Raw genomic sequence first — 22,038 nt, 5'->3', positions numbered from 1 at the left:
ATGCCAACGCCCCTGAACAGCACGGGCGGCCTGCCCGGCCTGCCGATCGCCTCCAGCGGCCCGCGCGCCAGCCGCGAGGACAGCACCCTCAAGCGTCTGGAGCGGATGTCGGAAAACCTGCAGCGCCTCAAGGCAATCCCCAGCGCGCTGGAGGACAGCGCGCGCCAGGTCGAGGAGGAGCGCGTCGCCCTGCTCAAGCAGCGCCTGGAAACCCTCAAGCAACTGCTGATGTTCGCCTCGCCCAAGCAGCTCAAGGCCTTCGCCAGCGAACTCAAGCAGATCGCCAGCGAGCTGGGCGAACTGGGCAAGAGCCTGGAAGGCGGCAGCGGCTCGGGCACCCCCGCCACACCCGGAGGCGGCCTCGCCCTGTCCGGCGCGGCTGGTTCGGCTTCGGCTTCGGCTTCGGCTTCGGCTTCGGCTTCGGCTTCGGCTTCGGCTTCGGCTTCGGCTTCGGCTTCGGCTTCGGTGGCCAGTGTGCCGGCGGATGCGGCGACGAGCGACAGCGCCACGACGCCAGACTCCACGCCCACCACCGGCGCCGCGACGCCGCCGGGCGAGGACCCGGCGGCCCGGCACGAGCGGGGCAGCGTGCGCAGCGGCATTCTCGCCGCCCTCGGCAAGGCGCTCGGCGCCCTCGCCCCGAGCGCTGCCCCCGCCGCCTCCGGCACCGCCGGCAATCAGCGCGGTTCGCTGCGCGCGGCACTGGCCGAGGCGCGGCGCCAACTGGCGGAAACCCTGGGCGCCTTCAAGGCCAAGCTGCGCGAAGCCGACGAGGAAACCCGTCGCGACATCCGCAAGGCCGAGGCGCAGCTGCACAAGCTCGACCGGCAACTGGCCGGCGACGGCGCCGGAGCGTTGCCGGCGCTAGTCGCCGAGGCCCGGGGGCTGCCCAGCCTGAGCACGCCGCTCGGCAACCACGTCGACGTGAACGCCTGAGGCGCGCGCCGCGCCCGGCGGCGGCCGGCGGATCAGGAAACAGGCCAGCGCCGGCAGCAGCCAGAGCGCGCCGAGCATGTTCCAGAGGAACATGAAGGTCAGCATCAGGCCCATGTCGGCCTGGAACTTGATCGCCGAGAAGATCCAGGTGGCCACGCCGATGGCCAGGCACACGCCGGTGAACAGCACCGCCCGACCGGTCGACTTGAGGGTCAGGTAGTAGGCCTCGCGCAGCGCCAGCCCCTGGCGCAGGTAGCTCTCCAGCCGGCTGTAGATGTAGATCCCGTAGTCCACGCCGATCCCCACGCCCAGGGCGATCACCGGCAGAGTGGCGACCTTGACGCCGATGCCCAGCGCCGCCATCAGCGCATTGCCGAGCACCGAGGTGAGCACCAGCGGCAGGATCACGCAGGCGGTGGCGGCCAGCGAGCGGAAGGTCAGCAGGCACATGGCGATCACCGCCGCGTACACCGCCAGCAGCATGCTGCGCTCGGCGGCGGCGATCACCTGGTTGGTGGCCGCCTCGATCCCGGCGTTGCCGGCGGCGAGCAAAAAGCGCAGCTGCGGGCTGCCGCGCTCGGCGTCGAAGGCCTCGACCACCGCGACGGCGCGGGCCAGGGTCGCCGCCCGGTGGTCTTCGAGGAACACCAGCAGCGGCGCCAGCGAGCAGTCGGCGTTGTACAGCCCCTCGGCGCGGGCGATGGAGTGGTTGAGCACATCCGGGTTGCGCGACAGCGCCTCCCATTTCAGGCTGCCCTCGTTCATGCCCTTGATCACCTGCTTGGACAGCGTGGCCATCGACAGCGCCGACTGCACCCCCTCGGTGTTCTGCAGGCGCCAGCCCAGCTCGTCCATGGCGCTCAGCGCGGCATGGCTGGCGCAGCCCTCGGGCGGGGTGCGCACCATCACCACCAGCACGTCGGAGCTGGTCGAGTAGTGCTCGATGATGAAGGCGTTGTCGCGGTTGTAGCGCGAGTCTGGGCGCAGCTCCGGGGCGCCCTGGTCGAGGTCGCCGATCTGCAGGCGCTGGCCGTACCAGAGCCCGCCGAGCAGGGCCAGCACGGCCAGCCCCAGCGACAGCGCCGCCACCCTGGGCGTGGCGAAGGCGCTGCAGCGTCGCCACAGCGGATGCTCGCGCGTGGCATAGGCGCGGCAGCGCCGCAGCGCGCCGGCACCGATCCCGATGTAGCTGACCACCACCGGCAGCACGATCAGGTTGCTGAGGATGATCACCGCCACGCCGAGGGAGGCGCCGATGGCCAGCTCGCGGATCACCCCGATATCGATCAGCAGCAGGGTGAGGAAGCCCACCGCATCGGAGAGCAGCGCCACCATGCCGGGGCGGAACAGCTGGCGGAAGGCGCGCCGGCTGGCCAGCAGCACGTCGGCGGCGCTCAGCGCCTCGATGGCGATGCCGTTGATCTTCTGCACCCCGTGGGAGATGCCGATGGCGAACACCAGGAAGGGCACCAGCATCGAGTAGGGATCGAGGCCGAAGCCCAGCAGATGCAGCAGGCCGAGCTGCCAGAGCACCGCCATCAGGGTGGTCAGCAGCACCGCCAGGCTGCCGCGGATGCAGCGGGTGAAGGCGTAGAGCAGCGCCAGGGTGACGAGGACGGCGGCCACGAAGAAGCCCGCCACCTCGATCAGCCCGTCGATCAGGTCGCCGACCTTCTTGGCGAAGCCGACGATGTGGATGCTCAGGTTGGGGTCCTGGGCCTGGTACTTGTCGCGGATCCGCGCTTCGAGCTGGTGGGAGAACTCGCGGTAGTCGAGGGGCCGCAGGCGGCCGGGATCGTCGGGATCGGGATAGCGGTCGAGCAGCGGCACCTCGACGATGCTGGAGCGGAAGTCGTTGGCCACCAGCCGGCCGATCTGCCCGGACTTGAGCAGGTTGTCACGCAGCGCTTCCAGGCTCTGCGGCGAGCCGTCGTAATCGTCGGGGATCACCGTGCCGCCGTCGAAGCCCTCCTCGGTGACCTCGGTCCAGCGCACGCTGGCGCTCCACAGCGAGCGGAGCGCGGCGCGCTCGACGCCGGGCAGGTAGAACAGCTCGTCGTGGATCTGCCGCAGGGTTTCCAGGTAGGCGGGGCTGAAGATGTCGCCCTCGCGCACCGCCACCGCGATGCGCAGGCTGTTGCCCAGGTTGGCCAGGTCGTCGCGGTGCTCCAGCAGGGTGCGAATGTAGGGGTGGCCGAGCGGGATCATCTTCTCGAAGCTGGTCGCCGGGCGCAGCTGTGCGGCCTGCCAGCCCAGCAGCAGGGTGACCAGCAGGCCGAGCAGCAGCACCTGCGGGCGATGGGCGAACACCAGCCGCTCCATGAAGGCGACACTGAGCGGATGACGCTTCATGGCGGCCCTCCCCGCAGTTCCCGAACCATCGACTCCTCGTGTACCCCGCCCTGGCCGACCAGCAGCAGGCGCCCGTCGCCGGCCTCGGCGACGGCCGACAGGGACAGCCGGTCGGGGCGGATGCGCAGTGCGAAGTGATCACCGCCGTCGCGGCTGTGCAGCAGCGTGCCGCCGTGGCCGACGATCAGCAGGCTGCCGTCGGCCAGCCGCGTACCGCCGGACAGCCCGGCCTGCAGCGGGCCGTTGCCGGGCACCGGCAAGGCCAGCGGCGTCCAGCTGGCGCCGCCGTCCGTGGAGCGGAACAGATGGCCGCGCAGACCGAAGGCCAGCGCCACGCCGGGCTCGCCGCTGCCCAGCACGCCGAACAGCGAGCCTTCGTAGAACGCCGGCAGGCGCTCCCAGGTGGCTCCGCCGTCGGCCGAGCGCAGCGCTAGCCCGGCCTCGCCGACCACCAGCAGCCCGGCGCCGGGAATCGCGGCGATGGCGTTGAGGTGCAGGCCGTCGGGGTTGTCCAGCCGCGCGCCGGCATCCGCCCAGTGTGCCCCGCCGTCCTCGGTGGCCAGCAGGGTCCCGTAGGCGCCGACCGCCAGGCCGCGGCGGGCATCGGCGAACCAGACGTCGAGCAGCGGCGCCTCGCGCGGCGGGTCCTCGTGCTGCAACTGCCAATGGGCGCCGCCGTCGGCGCTGTGCAGGATCTGCGTGTCATGGCCGACCGCCCAGCCGTGGCGGGCGTCGACGAAGAACAGCGCGGTGAGCAGCTGGCGGCTCGGCACCTCGGCCTGCTGCCAGCTCGCCCCGCGGTCGTCGGAATAGAGGATGTGCCCGCGCTCGCCGACCGCCACCAGCCGCGTGCCGGCCTGGGCGATGTCCAGCAGCAGGCTGCGGCTGGCCAGCGCCGAGGGCAGCGCCGGCTCGGCCTGCGCCGCCGCCAGCCACAGCGCGGCGGCGAGGCAGAAGCCTTGCAGCAGCGCGCGCCCCGCTCGCGATGCCCGTCCAGCCGGGCTGCCCAAACGCCAGACGGACCCGTCCATAGCGCCCCTCCCTTGTCCTTGTGAGCTGCGGGCCCGCGCCGCACCTGTCGCTGCGCGCGACACCGCCGGCCGTCGCTCAGGCCTTCAGCGCAGCATAGCCCAGCGGCGGACGCTCACTGCGCCAGGGCGGCCTGCAGCTCGCGGCGCACCATGGCGACGAAAGGCGGCGGGCCGAGGGCGTACAGCTCGGCGGCGACCCAGTCGAGCCAGCGCCCCTGCAGGCGCTCGCGCTCGGCCAGCAGGCGCTGCGCCTCGGCACGCGCCCGCGGGGCGTTGAGGGCGTGGAAGGCCGCGCGCGACAGGCGCGGCGCCGAATGGGACATGGCAACCTCCCGGGACAGGTGCCGCCCGGCCCGCCGGACGGGCCGGGGGCAGGGTCAGGCCAGGCTCTTGCTGAGCACCTCGTAGACATCGCCGGACAGCTCGCCGCTGGCCAGGATGCGCTCCAGCTCGGCGCGCATCAGCACCTGACGGGTCTGGTCGAACTTGCGCCAGCGGGTCAGCGGAGTCAGCTGGCGGGAGGCGATCTGCGGGTTGAGGGCGTTGAGGGCGATCACCTGATCGGCGAGGAAGCGGTAGCCGGCGCCGTCGATGCGGTGGAAGTTGACGTGGTTCTGGTTGGCGAAGGCGCCGATCAGCGCACGCACCTTGTTGGGGTTCTTCAAAGTGAAGGCGCCGTGATGCATCAGCGCCTGCACCCGTTCCAGACCGCCCGGCAGCGAGCAGGCGGCCTGCACGGCGAACCACTGGTCCATCACCAGGGCATCGTCCTTGAAGTGCTCGGCGAACTTGGCCAGGGCGTTGGCCTTGTCGGCGTCGAACGGCGAGTTGACCAGCACCGCCAGGGCGGCGAGGCGCTCGGTCATGTTGTCGGCGTGCTCGAACTGCTCGACGCAGACGTCCAGCGCTTCCTCGCTGCGCGCCAGCATCAGGTAGGACAGGGCAATGTTCTGCAGGCTGCGCCGGGCGATCTGTGCGGCATCGGCGGCGTAGGGGGTGCTGCGCGAGGCCTCGCGGCAACGCTGGTAGCGCGCCCACAGCAGGTCGAACAGCTCGCGGGCGATGGCCTCGCGGGCGAATTCGCGGGCGATATGGATGGCGTCGACATCGGCCATCTCGCTCAGCTCGGCCAGATAGGCCTCGGCCGGCAGCGAGAGCATCTCGGCGACCATGGCCTGATCCAGCGTCTCGTCGGCCAGCACCGCGCGCAGCGCCTCGATCAGCCGGCCGTCGAGGTGCAGCGGCTCGCCGCGCTGCTGCTGCTCGACCAGCGCCTGCAGCACCTGCACGGCGAGCTGCTGGCCGGCCTCCCAGCGGTTGAAGCCGTCGCTGTCGTGCTGCATGAGGAACATCAGCTGGTCGCGGCCGTAGGGGTAATGCAGCTTCACCGGCGCACTGAAGCCGCGCAGCAGCGACGGCAGCGGCTGGACCGGCACCTCGACGAAGGTGAAGCTCTGCACCGCCTCGGTCACCGCCAGCACCCGCGAGGTGCCGGCCGTTTCGGCCTCGCCGGCCAGACGCAGCGGCAGTTCGCGGCCATGGCTGTCGAGCAGACCCATGGCCACCGGGATGACGAAGGGCTCCTTGCGCTCCTGGCCGGGAGTGGCCGGGCAGCTCTGGCGGAAGGTCAGGGTGTAGGTCTTGGCGTGGGCGTCGTAGCAGTCCTCGACGGCCAGACGCGGGGTGCCGGACTGGGTGTACCAGCGTTTGAACTGGGTGAGATCCTGGCCGCTGGCGTCCTCCATGGCCTGGACGAAGTCGTCGCAGGTCACCGCCTGGCCGTCGTGGCGCTCGAAGTACAGATCCGAACCCTTGCGGAACGCCTCGGCGCCGAGCAGGGTGTGGATCATGCGCAGCACTTCCGCGCCCTTCTCGTAGATGGTCAGGGTGTAGAAGTTGGAGATTTCCATGTAGGAATCCGGGCGCACCGGATGGGCCATGGGGCCGGCGTCCTCGGCGAACTGGTGGGTGCGCAGGAAGGCCACGTCCTCGATGCGCTTGACCGTGCGCGAGTTCATGTCGGCCGAGAACTCGGCGTCGCGGAACACGGTGAAGCCTTCCTTCAAGGAGAGCTGGAACCAGTCGCGGCAGGTGACGCGGTTGCCCGACCAGTTGTGGAAGTACTCGTGGGCGACCACCGCCTCGACGCGCTGGTGGGCGGCGTCGGTGGCGGTGTCCGGGTGGGCCAGCACGCAGCTGGAGTTGAAGATGTTGAGGCCCTTGTTCTCCATGGCGCCCATGTTGAAATCGTTGACCGCGACGATCATGAAGATGTCCAGGTCGTACTCGCGGCCGTAGACCTCCTCGTCCCACTTCATCGACTTCTTCAAGCTGTCCATGGCGTGCTGCAGCTTGCCGATGTTCTCCGGCTCGACGTAGATGCGCAGGGCGACGTCGCGGCCGCTCAGGGTGCGGAAGCTGTCCTCGATGCACCACAGGTCGCCGGCGACCAGGGCGAACAGGTAGGCCGGTTTCTTGAACGGGTCCTGCCAGGTGGCCCAGTGGCGGCCGTCTTCTTCCTCGCCGCTGGCGATCGGGTTGCCGTTGGAGAGCAGGATCGGATAAGCCTGCTTGTCCGCGCTGAGGGTGGTGGTGAACACGCTCATCACGTCGGGACGATCGAGGTAGAAGGTGATCTTGCGGAAACCCTCCGCCTCGCACTGGGTGCAGAACATCCCGCCGGACTTGTACAGCCCCTCCAGCGCGGTGTTGCTCTCCGGATGGATGCGCACCGTGCTGTCGATGACGAAGCGCGCCTGGGTCGGCTGCAGGCTCAGGTGGCTATCGGTCAGCTGGTAGTCGCCTGCGGCCAGCGGCACGTCGTCGAGGTGCAGGTCGAGCAGTTCGAGCTGCTGGCCGTCGAGCACCAGCGGCGGCAGCCCGTCGCCGGCTGCGGGGTTGCGGCGCATGACCAGTTGCGCATGGACCAGGGTGTGATCCTCGAACAGCTCGAAGGTCAGGTGGGTCTCGTCGATCAGGTAGTCGGGAGCCCGGTAGTCCTTGAGGTGGATGGTCTGGGGTTGTTCGCTGCGCATGGGGCGACCTCTCGGCATCGGCTTCAAGCGGCGGGCTTCAAGCACGCAAGGGGAAAGGGCCGGCGCAGACGCCGGCCGTGACGATTCGTGGCTCCAGACTGCCTGCACGCGACGTGCAACTCAAGTGCGGCGGGGCGGCAGGCACGCTCAGGCGTCGGCGGCGATGGCCACCTGGTAGGCGGTGTACTTGCGGATGTTGATCACCCCGCAATCGAGGATCAGGTACTGGCCCTTGATGCCCTGCAGGGTGCCCTCGACCACCGGGGTCTTGTCCAGGTCGAGACTGGCGATCTTCGTCGGATAGCGCTCGACCGGATAGTCGATCTCCAGCACCTCGGCATCCGCCAGCGGCTGGATCGCCTGCAGACCGAAACGCTGCTGCAGCACTTCGAGCCCCTCGCGGCAGCTGTCGAACAGCCGCTCGCGTACCGCGACAAGATCCACCGGCTCGGCATCGCCCTTGAGCAGCGCGCGCCAGTTGGTCTTGTCGGCAACCTGGCTGCGCAGCAGGTCCTCGACCAGTCCGGACTGCTGGCGGGTGGCCACGCGCAGGATCGGCAGGGCCTGACGCGCGCCCTGGTCGAGCCAGCGGGTCGGCATCTGGGTGGCGCGGGTGATGCCGACCTTCACACCGCTGGAATTGGCCAGATAGACCACATGGTCGGTCATGCAGAACTGCTCGCCCCAGCCCGGCTCGCGGCAGGTGCCGGCGTCGTAGTGGCACTTCTCCGGACTCATGATGCAGCTGTCGCACTGCGCCAGCCGGGTCATGCACGGGTAGCAGTAACCCTGGGCGTAGCTCTTCTTGGTCTTACGGCCGCAATGGCTGCAGTGGATGGCGCCGAGGAACTCCAGGCGCAGGCGCTGGCCGAGCAGCGGGTTGACCGCCACCTCGGCCTCGCCCAGGCGAAGGCTGTACTGCGCCGGGGCGCCCAGGCGCACGGTCATCTTGGTCAGTGCGCCGCGTGCGAGTTCGTTCATCAGTGCAGGGTGTCCGAGCTCTTGAACAGGATGTTCGGCACCTCGAAGGACTTGGACTTGCACTCCTGCGGGCCCATGTAGCCGGTGCGCTCCTCCTCAGGCAGGTTCTCCTGCTCCCAGGCGATCATCGCCTGCAGGCACAGCTCCTTCTGCTCCTGGCTCAGCTTGCGGCCATCGGGCCACTTGCCGATCTCCACGGCCAGCTTGAGGTTCTGGTAGATCTCGGGGGTGATGTTCTCGATCATTTCGACGAAGGACGTCATGGGGGTGCCTCCAGGGAAAAGAGTGATGATTCTAGCGGGGCGGCCCAGTCAAGGGCGAGCCGCCTCACTTGGCAGGCGCCGCGCCTGGCCTCCTCAGCTGCCGCCAACCGTCATCTTCTCGATCAACACCGAGCCGCTGCGCACGTTGCCGCGGGTTTCCACATCGCTGCCGACGGCGACGATACCGCGCAGCAGGTCGCGCAGGTTGCCGGCGATAGTCACCTCCTGCACCGGGAACTGGATCACCCCGTTCTCCACCCAGAAGCCCGCCGCACCGCGCGAGTAGTCGCCGGTGACCAGATTGACGCCCTGCCCCATCAGCTCGGTGACCAGCAGGCCTCGCCCCATACGCCGGATCAGCGCCGCCTGATCGTCCGCGCCGTGGCTGACGAAAAGGTTATGCACCCCGCCGGCATTGGCGGTGCTGGGCATGCCCAGCTTGCGGCCGGAGTAGGTGCCCAGCGCATAGGACACCAGCCGACCGTTCTCGACGAACGGCTTGGCATAGGTGGCCAGCCCGTCGCCGTCGAAGCTGGCGCTGCCCATGCCGCGCGGCAGGCGCGGACGCTCGTCGAGGGTCAGCCAGTCCGGGCAGATCTGCTCGCCCAGCGCACCTTCGAGGAAGGACGCCTTGCGGTACAGGCTGCCGCCGGAAATCGCCGCCAGCAGGTGGCCGAACAGCCCGCCAGCCAGCTCCGCGGCGAACAGCACGGGCACCTCGCAGGTCGGCACCGGCCGTGCGCCGAGGCGCGCCACGGCGCGCTCGGCGGCGCGCCGGCCGATCGACTCGGCACTGGCCAGCTGGCTGCCGATGCGCTGGGCGTCGTACCAGTAGTCGCGCTGCATCTGCCCCTCGCCCTCGGCGATCATCACGCAGCTCAGGCTGTGCCGGCTGGAGGCGTAGCCGCCGACAAAACCGTGGCTGTTGCCGTAGACCCGGCAACCCAGGTGGGTATTGAGGGTAGTACCGTCGGCGCGGGTGACTCGCGGATCGCAGGCAAAGGCTGCCGCCTCGCAGGCCAGCGCCTGCTCGATGGCCTGCTCCGGGCCGATCGCCCAGGGATGCCAGAGATCCAGGTCGGGCAGCTCGCGAGCCATCAGGTCCGCGTCGGCCAGCCCGGCGCAGTCGTCCTCGGAGGCGTGCCGGGCGATGGCCAGCGCGGCGGCCACCGTCTCGCGGATCGCTTCGGACCCCTGCGCCGAGGTGCTCGCCGAGCCCTTGCGCTGGCCCAGATAGAGGGTGATGCCGAAACCGCGGTCGCGGTTGAATTCCACGGTCTCCACCTCGCCCTGGCGCACGCTGGTGGACAACCCCTGCTCCAGCGATACCGCCACCTCGCAGGCGCTGGCGCCCTGGCGGCGCGCCTCGGCGAGGATCGCCTCGACCTGCTCCTGCAACCCCGGCAGGGCCTGCGGCCCCACGCTTTCCACGGCTGAATTCATGCGACTTTCCTCTTTTCCCGCCGGCACGCCGGCCGGGCCGGACAAGCGGCCCCTGACTGGTTATCATGGCGGCGTTTCCCAGCGGACCCGCCCCATGTCTGAACAATTCGACCACGACTTCTCCGAAGAGAAGAGCAAATCCCAGGTCAAGCGCGAGCTGCATGCCCTGCAGGATCTCGGCGAGCGCCTGACCACCCTCAAGGCGGACATGCTCGCCCGCCTGCCGCTCTCCGAGGCGCTGCTCAAGGCACTGCTCGAAGCGCCGAAGCACAAGGTGCACGCCGCCCGCAAACGCCACATCCAGTACATCGGCAAGCTGATGCGCGACCAGGACATCGAGGCCATCGTCGCGCTGCTCGACCAGATGGACTCCTCGACCCGCCAGTACAACGAGCGCTTCCACGCTTTGGAGCGCTGGCGCGACCGCTTGGTCGGCGGTAACGACAGCGATCTCGAAGCGCTGCTCGGCGAATACCCCGAAGCCGACATCCAGCACCTGCGCCAGCTGATCCGCCACGCCCAGTTCGAAGCCGCCCGCGGCAAGCCGCCGGCAGCCGCACGCAAGGTGTTCAAGTACCTGCGCGAAATGGACGAGCTGCGCCGCGGCCTGCGCTGAGCCCCGTACCACCGGCGGGGATATCGCCGTTTCCACCCCGTTCCCTGCCTCTGGCGCCGCCAGCACACTCGCGCGACGCCTGCTCAGCGGTCTTCCGTGCCGCAGACCAGGCGGGCCATCGCTGCGCGAATCGCCCGCCCGCGTTCTCAGCCGCCGGTTCCGCCGACGGTGATCGCCTCGATCTTCAGGGTCGGCTGGCCGACACCCACCGGCACCGACTGGCCGTCCTTGCCGCAGGTGCCGACGCCGCTGTCCAGCGCCAGGTCGTTGCCGACCATCGACACCCGGCTCATCGCCTCCGGACCATTGCCGATCAGGGTGGCGCCCTTGACCGGCGCGGTGATCTTGCCGTCCTCGATCAGGTAGGCCTCGCTGGTGGAGAACACGAACTTGCCGCTGGTGATGTCCACCTGGCCGCCGCCGAGGCTGGCGCAGTACAGGCCGCGCTTCACCGAGCGGATAATCTCCTCCGGCTCGCTCTGCCCGGCCAGCATGTAGGTATTGGTCATGCGCGGCATCGGCAGGTGCGCGTAGGACTCGCGGCGGCCGTTGCCGGTCGGCGCCACGCCCATCAGGCGGGCGTTCAGCTTGTCCTGCATGTAGCCCTTGAGCACACCGTTCTCGATCAGCGTGGTGCACTGGGTCGGGATGCCCTCGTCGTCCATGCTCAGCGAGCCGCGGCGCCCGGCCAGGGTGCCGTCGTCGACGATGGTGCACAGGCTGGAAGCCACCGGCTGGCCGATCCGGCCGCTGTAGGCCGAGCTGCCCTTGCGGTTGAAGTCGCCCTCCAGACCGTGGCCGACCGCCTCGTGCAGCAGCACGCCGCTCCAGCCGTTGCCGAGCACCACCGGCAGGCTGCCGGCCGGCGCCGGCATGGCCTCCAGGTTGACCAGCGCCTGGCGTACCGCCTCGCGTGCGTAGTCCAGGGCGCGGTCGTTCTCCAGGAAGTAGCGGTAGTCGGTGCGCCCGCCGCCGCCGTGGGAGCCGCGCTCGCGACGCCCGCCCTGCTCGACGATCACGCTGACGCTGAAGCGCACCAGCGGGCGGATGTCGGCGCCCAGGCTGCCGTCGGCGGCGGCCACCAGCACCTGCTCCCAGACCCCGGCCAGGCTCACGGTGACCCGTGAGATGCGCGGATCGAGGGCGCGGGTGGCACGGTCGATGCGCTTGAGCAGTTCGACCTTCTCGGCGCGGTCGAGCACTTCCAGCGGATTGTCGGCGCCGTACAGGCGCGGCGGCACGCAGCTGCGCGCGGCGCACACGCTGCCCTGGCGCCCCGCGCGGGCGATCGAGCGGGCGGCGCCGATGGCCTGGCGCAGGGCCTGCTCCTCTAGGCTGTTGCTGTAGGCGAAGCCGGTTTTCTCGCCGGACTGGGCGCGCACGCCGACCCCCTGGTCGAGGTGGAAGCTGCCTTCCTTGACGATGCCGTCCTCCAGCAGCCACGACTCGGAGACGATGTTCTGGAAATACAGGTCGGCGGCGTCGATGCCCGGACCGGCCAGTTCGCCGAGCAGCACCGGCAGGCGCTCAAGGCTCAGGCCCGCCGGTTCGAGCAGACGGGCGCTGACGGATGACAGGGTATTCATGCGTACTCCTTGGACAGGGGTTGCAGCGTGCCGGAACGCAGGCGACGGTGCGCGTCGACCGGCATGCGCTGGCGAATCGCGGCCTGCTGCGAGCGATCGAGATCGGCCAGCAGCACGGCCTCGCCACTCGCCCGGCAAGCCAGGGGCAGGCCCCAGGGATCGACGATCAGCGAGTGGCCATAGGTTTCCCGCGGCCCGGGATGCAGGCCGCCCTGGTTGGCGGCCAGCAGGTAGCACTGGGTCTCGATGGCCCGCGCGCGCACCAGCACCTCCCAGTGCGCCGCGCCGGTCGCCGCGGTGAAGGCCGACGGCGCGCTGATCAGCTCGGCGCCGGCCGCGCGCAACGCCACGTAGAGCTCGGCGAAGCGCAGGTCGTAGCAGACCGTGAGCCCCAGGCGCCCGACCGGGGTGTCGGCTACCACGATGCGCTCGCCATGGGCGAAATCGTCGGACTCGCGGTAATGGCCGCGGCTGTCGGCCACCTCGGCGTCGAACAGGTGCAGCTTGTCGTAACGGGCGGCGATCCGCCCCTCGTCGTCGACCAGCAGGGAACTGGCGCAGGGCTTGCCGCCCTGCTGCCCCGGCGGCAGCAGCGGCAGGGTGCCGGCGACGATCCACAAGCCGAGATCGCGGGCCGCCGCGCGCAGCCAGGGCAGCAAAGGACCCTCGCCACGCGCCTCGGCAGCCGCCAGCAGCGCCTGGTCGCGGCGCCCCATGGCGGCGAAATTCTCCGGCAACACCGCCAGCCGCGCGCCACCGGCGGCGGCCTGGGCGAGCAAGGCCCGCGCGCTGGCCAGATTGGCCGCGACATCGGACTGACTGACCATCTGGATCACTGCTACGCGCGTCATCGACATCCCCCTTGCAGACCGCGCCATCCTAACCCGGAACGCCCTCGCCCGGCGCGTCCGCGCACATCGCCCGCGCCCGATGCGGCACGCGCCAGCCCGCGGCGCAGCCGCTCGCACGCGGCGAGGCGCGGCACTGCGCGGGCCGCTTCTCCACAGTCTATATGCCGCGACCGGGCGCTCACGGCTTGCCGAACAGGCTGATCTGCGGGTCCTGCCAGGGACCGTCGACACGGTATTCGACGCTGGCCACCTTCGACAGGCGGTCGCCCACCAGCTGGTCGACGATCAGTAGTGCGCCGGCCACCGGCACGGCGCCGGCCAGCAGCGCCGCCAGCGGCAGGTTGTTGGACAGCGGCAGGGTCACCCGCAGGCGCGCGGCGATGCGGTCCACCGCCATGTCCAGCTGGCCGTCCAGCTCCAGGCGGGTCGACGGCCCCTCCAGCAGCAGCGGCTCGCGGGTCAGGAACACCCCGTCGATGCCCTGCAGACGCCCCTCGATACGGTCGTAGCTCAGGCCCTGGCCGAGCAGATCGGAAAAGTCCAGGCGCAGGCGCCGGCCGATGGCGTTGAAGTTGAGCAGGCCGAACACCCGCAGCGCATTGGCGCCGCCCTCCACTTCCAGCAACTGGCCCTGGCGCGCGCGCGCCGCCAGGCTGCCGCTGAAGCGGCGCAGGCCGGCCATGGCCGGCGAACCGGGCCAGTCGCCGTCGACGTCGAGACGGAAGTCGCGACTGCTCAGGCTCGGCGCGAAGCCCCAAGCCAGCAGCACATCGCTCAGGTCCTCGCCCTGCAGGCGCCCGCGGTAGCGGCTGCGCGCCTGCAGACCGCTGCCCTGCCAGTCCAGGCGACCGTCCAGGCGCAGCCCCTTGAGGTCGAGGGCCAGGCGCTCGAAGCGCGTGCCGCCCTCGATGGGCCGGGCGCTCCAGGCCCAGCGACCCATACGCTCGTTGCCGAAGTACAGCGCAGCGACGTTCACGTCCATGGCCGGCAGCGTACGCGGATCGACGCCGGCCAGCGGATCGACCGGCGGCTGCCCGGCGGCTTCGCGGCGCGCCTTGTCCTCGGCGCTTTCCCGCGCTGGCAGGCGCAGCGCCTGCAGGTCCACCTGCAGCGGCGCGGCGCGGGCGGCCGGCACGGACACCAGCCCCGCGAGCTGCGGACCGTCCAGACGCAGGCGCCAGCCGGCGTCGGCCGGGCGCAGGTCGAGGCGCAGGTCGTCGAGACGCAGGCTGCCCAGCTGCAGGCGGCCCAGTTGCAGCTCCACCGCCCGCAGCCCGCTCAACAACGATGCGCTGGTGCCGGCGCCGAGCGCGCTCTGCCCGGCCCACCAGGCCTGCCAGGCGGCGGCCTCGACCTGCGCCAGGCGGCCGCGCAGGTACAACCCCGGCGCCGTCGGCAGCCGTGCGGGCTCGCCGCCCAGACGCAGCTCGCCGCGCGCCTGGGCCAGCTCGCCCGGCGGCATCGCCAGGCTCAGGCTGGCCAGCCCGGCATGCTCCAGCCAGTAGCGGCGCTCGCGCCCGGCCAGGGTCATGCGCCACTGGCTGGCGCGGCGGTCCTCGGCCGCCTTGCCGAAGGGCGCCGGCAGGTCGATGGCGGTGCCGCGCAGGTCGGACTCGACCCGCAGGCGGCTGTCCGCACCGTCCAGGTCCAGCCACAGCCGGTACGGCAACATACCGCGAACCGGCAGGCTGGCCGGGGTGGCGCCCAGCCAGCCGGCCAGGCGCTCGACCGCCACCGCGCCGCCGAACTCCAGCTGGCTGTGGGGGCGACCGGGACGGCCCAGGGCGCGAATCCGCCCGCGCACCGGCTGCTCGAACAGCTGCGCGCGCACCGCCTCGGCGCTCAATCCGCGCGCGCTGTCGTAACGGAAGCGGCCCTGCAACTGCTGGAGCTGCAGCGCCGGCTCGGCGATCTGCAGCCGCGCACCCTCGGTGGCGAAGTCCACCACCGCGCGCAGCGCACCGCCGGCGCGCGCCAGCGGAATGTCCAGCTGCAGGGCACCGTCCAGCGGACCCTCGCCCTGCCAGCCGGCGAACAGCCGGTCGCGCCCCAGCGGGCTGTCCTGAAGGATCTTCAGGCCGTCGCCGAGGCTGCTGCGCACCTGTCCGCGCACCTTGAGCTGCGGCACCGCACCGCCGAGCGCCACCTCGGCGCTGACCTGCTCCAGACGGCTGCCCAGCACCCGCGCCTGCGGCGCGATCACCCGCACGCCGCGATCCTCGACGAACACCTCGCCGCGTACCTCGCGCAGCGGCGGCCAGTCCGGCTGGTAGGCCAGGCTGGCGTCATGCACCTTGAAGTACAGCCCCAGCGCCCGCGATTCCGGCGCGCTGCCCTTGTTCAGCGAGCCCTGGTAGAGGAACAGGCCCTGCTCGATGGCGCCGTCGCCGATCGCCGCCTTCAGCCAGTCGGCCAGCGCCGGGCTCATCCCCGGCGAACGGGTCGGCAGGTAGCGCGCGGTGTAGCGGGCGCGCCCCTCGCGCAGGCCGACCTGCAGGTCCATGTAGTCCTCGGCGGCGGGGTCGCGGCGCAGGCGGATCAGCATGTTGCCGGCCAGCTCGCCCTCCTCGCCGGACAGGCGCATCAGCGCGCTGGATAGGCTGAAGGCCTCGGCGTCGAGGCTCCAGTTCAGCCGCGCGCGGGCCTTGCGGTAGCGCCAGGGCTCGGGGAACAGGGTGGCCAGATGAAGCATGAAGTCGTCGGCATCCAGACGCAGCTCGCCGCCTTCCAGACTGCCGCTCAGGCTGCCGCTGACGTTGTCCAGCGCCGGCACGTTCTGCCAGCCCTGCACGCCGACCCGCTGCAGGCGCATGCGGTAGTCGAGCGCGGGCAACTGCCCCTCGCGCGGCTGCAGCCGCGCCCGGAGATCGTGGATCTCGCCGTGCGGCGCCAGGCTGGCGAGCACCTCGCGGGCCAGCGGCGGCAGGGGTGCCAGGCGGGTGACCAGCTGCGCCAGCGGCGCCAGGTCGAGTCGCTCGGCACGCAGCTGCCGGGGCCAGGCCTCGCCGTCCTGCCAGGCGAGCGCCAGTTGCCCGGGGTTGATCCGTACCGCGCCGAAGTTGCCCGCCAGATCGCCGACCTGCAGGCGCCAGCCCTGCGCCTCGCGGCTGAACCAGGCGCTCAGCGCCAGATCGCTGAACGCCTCGCTGCTGCCGTTGCCGACCAGGGTCAGCTGCGGCGCGTGCAGGCGCAGCGCGGCCCGCTGCGCGGCACCGGCGGCCCATTCCAGCCAGACCTCGCCGCCGGCGTCGAGGCGCTGCAGCTGCCAGCCCTCGGGCAGCAACCGCGCCGGCAGCCAGGGCGCCCAGTCGCTCTGCGGCAGGCTGAGATAGAGGCTGGCCGAGGCCTGCCGCCAGTCCTGGGCCAGCCCCTGAGTGCGCAGCTGGGCGGCCAGCGGCTGACCGTCGGGCAGGCGCAGGCGGGCGTCGAGGCGCTGCGCCGACGGCGTGCTGTCGAGATCGAGGTCGATGTCGCCGACGCTGAACGCGGCCTGCTGCCAGGGCTCGACGCTCAGCCGCGCATCCAGCACCACCACCCGGCGCAGCTGGGCCAGCCGCGCCAGCCACGGCGCCGGATCGAACGCAGCCGCTGCCGGCGCGGCGCGCAGGCCCTTGAGCTGCCACTGCCCGTCGGCCTGCTGGCGCAGGCCCAGCTGCAGGCCCTCCAGTTCGACCCGGGCGATCCGCAGGCTGCGGCTGCGCAGGCTGGCCCACAGGTCGGGCACCAGGCGCAGCTGGTCGAGATGCACGGCCTGGTCGCCGTCGCGCAGTTCGATGTCGCGCAGCAGCAGCAGCGGCGCGAAGCCGCGCCAGCGGCCTTCCAGCGCACCGAGGTGCAGCGGCTGGCCGAGCGCGGCGCCGGCGCGGCGCTCCAGTTCGGCTCGGTATTCGCCGACCAGCGGCACCAGTGCACGACCGAGGCTGACCCAGGCGGCGGCCAGCAGCAGGCCCAGCGCCAGCAGCGCGAACAGGCCGCGCAGCAGGCGTTCGGTCCGGCGCAGGGCCGGTGCGTCAGCTGTCTTCAGAGCGGCACCACGTCGTAGAGCTCCTGGGAGTACTTGGCCTCGACCTGGAAGCGGATCGGTCGGCCGATGAAGGCCTCCAGGTCGGCGACGTTGCCCGACTCCTCATCCAGCAGGCGGTCGATCACGCCCTGGTTGGCCAGCACAAGGTAGGACTCGGCCTGGTAGGCGCGCGCCTCGCGGAGGATCTCGCGGAAGATCTCGTAGCAGATGGTTTCCGCGGTCTTCAGCCGGCCGCGCCCCTGGCAGCTCGGGCAAGGCTCGCAGAGCACCTGCTGCAGGCTCTCGCGGGTGCGCTTGCGGGTCATCTGTACCAGGCCCAGTTCGGTGATGCCGATGATGTTGGTCTTGGCGTGGTCGCGTTCGAGCATCTTCTCCAGGGTACGCAGCACCTGGCGGCGATGCTCCTCGTCTTCCATGTCGATGAAGTCGATGATGATGATCCCGCCGAGGTTGCGCAGGCGCAGCTGGCGGGCGATGGCGGTGGCAGCCTCGAGGTTGGTCTTGAAGATGGTTTCCTCGAGGTTGCGGTGGCCGACGAAGGCGCCGGTGTTGACGTCGATGGTGGTCATCGCCTCGGCCGGATCGACGATCAGGTAGCCGCCGGACTTGAGCAGCACCTTGCGCTCCAGGGCCTTCTGGATCTCGTCCTCGACGCCGTAGAGGTCGAAGATCGGCCGCTCGCCGGGGTAGTGCTCGATGCGGTCGGCGACCTCGGGCATCAGCTCGGCGACGAACAGCCCGACCTTCTGGAAGGTTTCCCGCGAGTCGATGCGGATCTTCTCGGTGCGCAGGCTGACCAGATCGCGCAGGGTGCGCAGGGCCAGCGACAGGTCCTCGTAGATCACCGAGGGCGCCGGGGCGCTCTGCATCTGCGCGCCGATCTGCTCCCACAGGCGGCGCAGGTAGCGGATGTCGGCGAGGATCTCGTCGGCGCCGGCACCCTCGGCGGCGGTGCGCAGGATGAACCCGCCCTGGTCCTCGACGCCCTCGGCGGCCACGCAGTCGGCGACCACCTGCTTGAGCCGCTCGCGCTCGCCCTCGCCCTCGATCTTCAGCGAGATGCCCACATGGCGGGTGCGCGGCATGTACACCAGATAGCGCGAGGGAATCGACAGCTGGGTGGTCAGCCGCGCGCCCTTGCTGGCGATGGGGTCCTTGGTGACCTGCACCACCAGGCTCTGCCCTTCGTGGACCAGCGCGCTGATCGACTCCACCGCGCTGCCCTCGCGAGTGGAGATTTCCGAGGCGTGGATGAACGCCGCGCGCTCCAGGCCGATATCGACGAAGGCCGCCTGCATGCCCGGCAGCACGCGCACCACCTTGCCCTTGTAGATGTTGCCGACGATGCCGCGCTTCTGGGTGCGCTCGACATGGACTTCCTGCAGCACGCCGTTTTCCACCACCGCGACGCGCGACTCCATCGGGGTGATGTTGATCAGGATCTCTTCGCTCATCTGCCACTTCTCTAGACGGGAAACCGTGGCCCGGTGGCAGCCCCGCTCAGGCCGGCAGCGCTTGCCAACAGGGGATGCCGAACTCGGCCAATAGCTCGGAAGTTTCGCACAACGGCAGACCGACCACCGCCGAATAACTGCCTTCGAGGTGGCTGACGAACACCGCGCCCAGGCCCTGGATGCCATAACTGCCGGCCTTGTCGCACGGCTCGCCGCTGGCCCAGTAGGCCTCGCGCTCGACCGCGCTCAAGGCGCGGAAATGCACCCGGCTGCAGACCACCCGGACCCGGCTGCGGCTGCCGTCGCAGACCGCCACTGCGGTGTACACCTCATGGGCGCGACCGGACAGCGCCGCCAGGGTGGCCAGCGCATCGGCGCGACCCTCGGGTTTGCCGAGGATCCGCCCGTCGAGCACCACCGAAGTATCGGCGCCCAGCACGCAGGCGTTGCCGTGGCCGAGCGCGGCCAGCCCGGCCGCGGCTTTCTCTCGGGCCAGGCGCTCGACATAGGCGGCCGGCGCCTCGCCCGGCAGGACGCGCTCGTCGATGGAAGCCGCCACCAGGCAGTGGGCCACGCCGATCTGCTGCAGCAGTTCGCGGCGCCGCGGCGAGGCGGAGGCCAGATAGAGGGTAGTCACGAGACGATTCTCCGAAGACGGGCGACGCCTCAGCGCACGCCCAGGCGCCGGCTGAAGCCGCGCATGATGGTGTATACCCAGGGCCAGAGCAGCGCACTGACCAGCGCCGGGAGCAGGAAGGCCAGGGTCGGCGGGCGGTTGCCGCTCAGGCTGTCGAGCCACAGCTGTACCAGCTGGGCCAGACCGAACACCACCAGCAGCACCAGGCTCTGCTGCCACACCGGGAACACCCGCAGGCGCTGGTGCAGCGACAGCAGCATGAACACCAGCAGACTCAGGACCAGGGCGTTCTGGCCGAGCAGCGTGCCGTACAGCACGTCGGCGGCCAGACCGAGCAGCCAGACCCGGGTCATGCCGATCCGCGACGGCGCCACCAGCAGCCAGAAGGCGATCAGCAGCGCCAGCCACAGCGGCCGGCCGATGGCCATGAACTCGGGCATCGGCGCCACGCTGAGCAACAGGGCGCAGGCCAGGCTGAACCAGACGAACCAGCCGTTGCGCGAACGACCCTCGACCATCAGCGGACTCCTTGGGTGGACGGGCCGGCGGGCGCAGCGGCCGGCGCCGGCGACTCGGCGGCATCCGGCACGGGAGCCGGCGGCACGGATTCGGGGGCGGGCGCGCCGGCAGCCTGGCGATCCGCCGCCTCCTGGGCCAGCGCCGCCTCGGCGGCGCGCTGCTCGGGGCTGCGCGGATCGCTGAACACCAGCAGCAGATGGCGGCTGCGATTGAGCCGGGCGGTAGGCTGCACGCGCACCACCGCGAAGGGCTGCGCCGGGTCGTGGATCACTTCCCTGACCGTCGCCACCGGGTAACCGGCCGGGAAACGCTGGCCGAGGCCGGAGCTGACCAGCAGGTCGCCCTCCTTGATGTCGGCGGTATCGGCGACATGGCGCAGTTCGAGGCTTTCGGGGTTGCCGGTGCCGATGGCGATGGCGCGCAGACCGTTGCGGTTGACCTGCACCGGGATGCTGTGGGTGCTGTCGGTGAGCAGCAGCACCCGCGCGGTATAGGGCATCACCTCGACCACCTGGCCCATCAGGCCGAGGGCGTCGAGCACCGGCTGGCCGAGGAACACGCCGTCCTTCTCGCCCTTGTCGATCAGGATGCGGTGGGTGAACGGATTGGGATCGACGCCGATCAGCTCGCTGACCAGCACCTTGTCGTCGACCAGCGCGGCGGAGTTGAGCAGTTCGCGCAGGCGCACGTTCTGCTCGGTGAGGGTGGCCAGCTTCTGCAGGCGGCGCTGCAGCAGCAGGGCCTCGGCCTTGAGCTTCTCGTTCTCGGCGATCAGCTCGTCGCGGCTGCTGAACTGCTGGCTGACCCCGCGCCACAGGCGTACCGGCTGCTCGGCCAGCCAGTAGAAGGGCGTGAGCACCTGGCCCAGATGGCTGCGCAGCGGCTTGAGGGTGTCGAAGCGCGCGTCCACCACCATCAGCGCCACCGACAGCACGGCGAGCACCAGCAGACGGACACCCAGCGACGGCCCCTTGGCAAAAAGCGGTTTGATGGCGAGCCCCCTCGCAGGATCAGGCAGCGGGTCGGCGATAGCGACCCGCACGCCAGAGGGCGACGGGTCGACCGCAGATCGGTCACTCGGTGGACAGCAGATCCATGGCGTGACGGTCGATCATCTCTAGGGCGCGACCACCGCCACGGGCGACGCAGGTCAGCGGATCCTCGGCGACGATCACCGGCAGGCCGGTTTCCTGGGCCAGCAGCTTGTCCAGATCGCGCAGCAGCGCGCCACCGCCGGTCAGCACCAGGCCGCGCTCGGCGATATCCGAGGCCAGCTCCGGCGGCGACTGCTCCAGGGCGCTCTTCACCGCCTGGACGATGGTCGCCAGGGACTCCTGCAGCGCTTCCAGCACCTCGGCGGAGTTCAGCGTGAAGCTGCGCGGCACGCCTTCGGCCAGGTTGCGGCCGCGCACGTCCAGCTCGCGCACTTCGCCGCCCGGATAGGCGGTACCGATTTCCTGCTTGATGCGCTCGGCGGTGCCCTCGCCGATCAGGCTGCCGTAGTTGCGCCGCACGTAGGTGACGATGGCCTCGTCGAAACGATCGCCGCCGACGCGCACGGACTCGGCATACACCACACCGTTCAGGGAGATCAGCGCGATCTCGGTGGTGCCGCCGCCGATGTCGACCACCATCGAGCCGCGCGCCTCTTCCACCGGCAGGCCGGCGCCGATGGCCGCGGCCATCGGCTCCTCGATCAGGAACACCTCGCGCGCACCGGCGCCGAGGGCCGACTCGCGGATCGCCCGGCGCTCGACCTGGGTCGACTTGCACGGCACGCAGATCAGCACGCGCGGCGAAGGCTGCAGGAAGCTGCTCTCGTGCACCTGGTTGATGAAGTACTGCAACATCTTCTCGCAGACGCTGAAGTCGGCGATCACGCCGTCCTTCATCGGACGAATGGCGGAGATATTGCCCGGGGTACGGCCGAGCATGCGCTTGGCCTCGCTACCGACGGCGACCACGCTCTTCTGGTTGCCGCTGCTGCGGATGGCAACCACGGACGGTTCGTTGAGCACAATCCCGCGCTCACGCACATAAATAAGGGTGTTGGCAGTGCCCAGGTCGATCGACAGATCGCTGGAAAACATGCCGCGCAGTTTTTTCAACATGGGACAGGAACCCTGGGGGATCGCGTGGGTAAAAGTGCGGCAGACTCTAACAACGGCAGGGATTTTGGGCAAGGCGCACATATGTTAGATTGCTGCCCTTTCCGGGCTGTGAAAGCCCCTCAATCGCTGCGTTTGGCCGCCTTTTCCGCCATGAGTTCCGCTCCCGTGCCCTGGCGGTCACTCGTCGCTTTCCGCTGGA

General features: G+C 70.5%; 17 protein-coding genes. 2 read left to right on the top strand and 15 right to left on the bottom strand.

Features of this window, described 5'->3' with window-relative positions; genetic code table 11:
* Complete coding sequence (locus BLU22_RS14965; protein ID WP_157718987.1) at window positions 1-936, top strand: hypothetical protein; 936 nt, start codon at window positions 1-3, stop codon at window positions 934-936.
* On the opposite strand, the gene BLU22_RS09805 is transcribed toward BLU22_RS14965, so the two are convergent.
* The 7 genes from BLU22_RS09805 to pmbA all read right to left on the bottom strand — a co-directional run bounded on the left by BLU22_RS09805 (window position 865) and on the right by pmbA (window position 10,041).
* Window positions 865-3,288 carry an efflux RND transporter permease subunit gene (locus BLU22_RS09805; protein ID WP_090214011.1) on the bottom strand — a complete coding sequence of 808 codons (2,424 nt, stop codon included), beginning with the start codon at window positions 3,286-3,288 and terminating at the stop codon, window positions 865-867. The genes BLU22_RS14965 and BLU22_RS09805 overlap by 72 nt on opposite strands.
* Window positions 3,285-4,319 (bottom strand): WD40/YVTN/BNR-like repeat-containing protein, encoded by a 1,035-nt coding sequence (locus BLU22_RS09800; protein ID WP_090214009.1) that lies wholly within the window; start codon window positions 4,317-4,319, stop codon window positions 3,285-3,287. Before BLU22_RS09800 ends, BLU22_RS09805 begins: the two co-directional genes overlap by 4 nt.
* A gap of 113 nt (window positions 4,320-4,432) precedes the next feature.
* Window positions 4,433-4,642: a hypothetical protein gene (locus BLU22_RS09795; RefSeq protein ID WP_090214008.1), complete on the bottom strand. Its 210-nt coding sequence runs from the start codon at window positions 4,640-4,642 to the stop codon at window positions 4,433-4,435.
* A 54-nt stretch (window positions 4,643-4,696) separates the two neighbouring features.
* Window positions 4,697-7,354, bottom strand: coding sequence for an aminopeptidase N (pepN, locus tag BLU22_RS09790; protein WP_090214006.1), 2,658 nt, complete (start codon window positions 7,352-7,354; stop codon window positions 4,697-4,699).
* A gap of 147 nt (window positions 7,355-7,501) precedes the next feature.
* Entirely contained in the window at window positions 7,502-8,335 is an 834-nt protein-coding gene (locus BLU22_RS09785; protein WP_090214004.1) for a DUF2797 domain-containing protein, read from the bottom strand.
* Window positions 8,335-8,598 (bottom strand): YeaC family protein, encoded by a 264-nt coding sequence (locus BLU22_RS09780; protein WP_090214003.1) that lies wholly within the window; start codon window positions 8,596-8,598, stop codon window positions 8,335-8,337. Before BLU22_RS09780 ends, BLU22_RS09785 begins: the two co-directional genes overlap by 1 nt.
* A 93-nt stretch (window positions 8,599-8,691) precedes the next feature.
* Window positions 8,692-10,041 (bottom strand): metalloprotease PmbA, encoded by a 1,350-nt coding sequence (pmbA, locus tag BLU22_RS09775; protein WP_090214001.1) that lies wholly within the window; start codon window positions 10,039-10,041, stop codon window positions 8,692-8,694.
* A gap of 94 nt (window positions 10,042-10,135) precedes the next feature.
* Here pmbA and yjgA point away from each other — a divergent pair, with 94 nt between their 5' ends.
* Window positions 10,136-10,657 (top strand): ribosome biogenesis factor YjgA, encoded by a 522-nt coding sequence (gene yjgA / locus BLU22_RS09770; RefSeq protein ID WP_090213999.1) that lies wholly within the window; start codon window positions 10,136-10,138, stop codon window positions 10,655-10,657.
* Between the two features lie 146 nt (window positions 10,658-10,803).
* On the opposite strand, the gene tldD is transcribed toward yjgA, so the two are convergent.
* From tldD to mreB, 8 genes are all read right to left on the bottom strand, one after another.
* Window positions 10,804-12,243 carry a metalloprotease TldD gene (tldD, locus tag BLU22_RS09765; protein ID WP_090213997.1) on the bottom strand — a complete coding sequence of 480 codons (1,440 nt, stop codon included), beginning with the start codon at window positions 12,241-12,243 and terminating at the stop codon, window positions 10,804-10,806.
* Window positions 12,240-13,094: a carbon-nitrogen hydrolase family protein gene (locus BLU22_RS09760; protein WP_090216379.1), complete on the bottom strand. Its 855-nt coding sequence runs from the start codon at window positions 13,092-13,094 to the stop codon at window positions 12,240-12,242. The genes tldD and BLU22_RS09760 overlap by 4 nt, the downstream gene beginning before the upstream one ends.
* A gap of 178 nt (window positions 13,095-13,272) precedes the next feature.
* Complete coding sequence (locus BLU22_RS09755; RefSeq protein ID WP_090213995.1) at window positions 13,273-17,094, bottom strand: YhdP family protein; 3,822 nt, start codon at window positions 17,092-17,094, stop codon at window positions 13,273-13,275.
* 20 nt (window positions 17,095-17,114) lie between these two features.
* Window positions 17,115-18,572, bottom strand: a complete 1,458-nt coding sequence (gene rng / locus BLU22_RS09750) for a ribonuclease G (protein WP_090213994.1) — start codon at window positions 18,570-18,572, stop codon at window positions 17,115-17,117.
* Between the two features lie 46 nt (window positions 18,573-18,618).
* Window positions 18,619-19,209 (bottom strand): Maf family protein, encoded by a 591-nt coding sequence (locus BLU22_RS09745; RefSeq protein ID WP_090213992.1) that lies wholly within the window; start codon window positions 19,207-19,209, stop codon window positions 18,619-18,621.
* Window positions 19,210-19,238: 29 nt separating this feature from the next.
* The gene (mreD, locus tag BLU22_RS09740; RefSeq protein ID WP_090213991.1) at window positions 19,239-19,727 is read right to left on the bottom strand and encodes a rod shape-determining protein MreD; all 489 of its coding nucleotides are present in this window, start codon (window positions 19,725-19,727) and stop codon (window positions 19,239-19,241) included.
* Entirely contained in the window at window positions 19,727-20,671 is a 945-nt protein-coding gene (mreC, locus tag BLU22_RS09735; protein WP_231975234.1) for a rod shape-determining protein MreC, read from the bottom strand. The genes mreD and mreC overlap by 1 nt, the downstream gene beginning before the upstream one ends.
* Window positions 20,672-20,801: 130 nt before the next feature.
* Window positions 20,802-21,839: a rod shape-determining protein MreB gene (gene mreB, locus BLU22_RS09730; protein WP_090213989.1), complete on the bottom strand. Its 1,038-nt coding sequence runs from the start codon at window positions 21,837-21,839 to the stop codon at window positions 20,802-20,804.
* Window positions 21,840-22,038: the final 199 nt, after the last annotated feature.

It is taken from the genome of Pseudomonas guangdongensis, assembly GCF_900105885.1.
Lineage (GTDB): Bacteria > Pseudomonadota > Gammaproteobacteria > Pseudomonadales > Pseudomonadaceae > Geopseudomonas > Geopseudomonas guangdongensis.
This window is presented reverse-complemented; position numbering and strand designations above follow the sequence as displayed.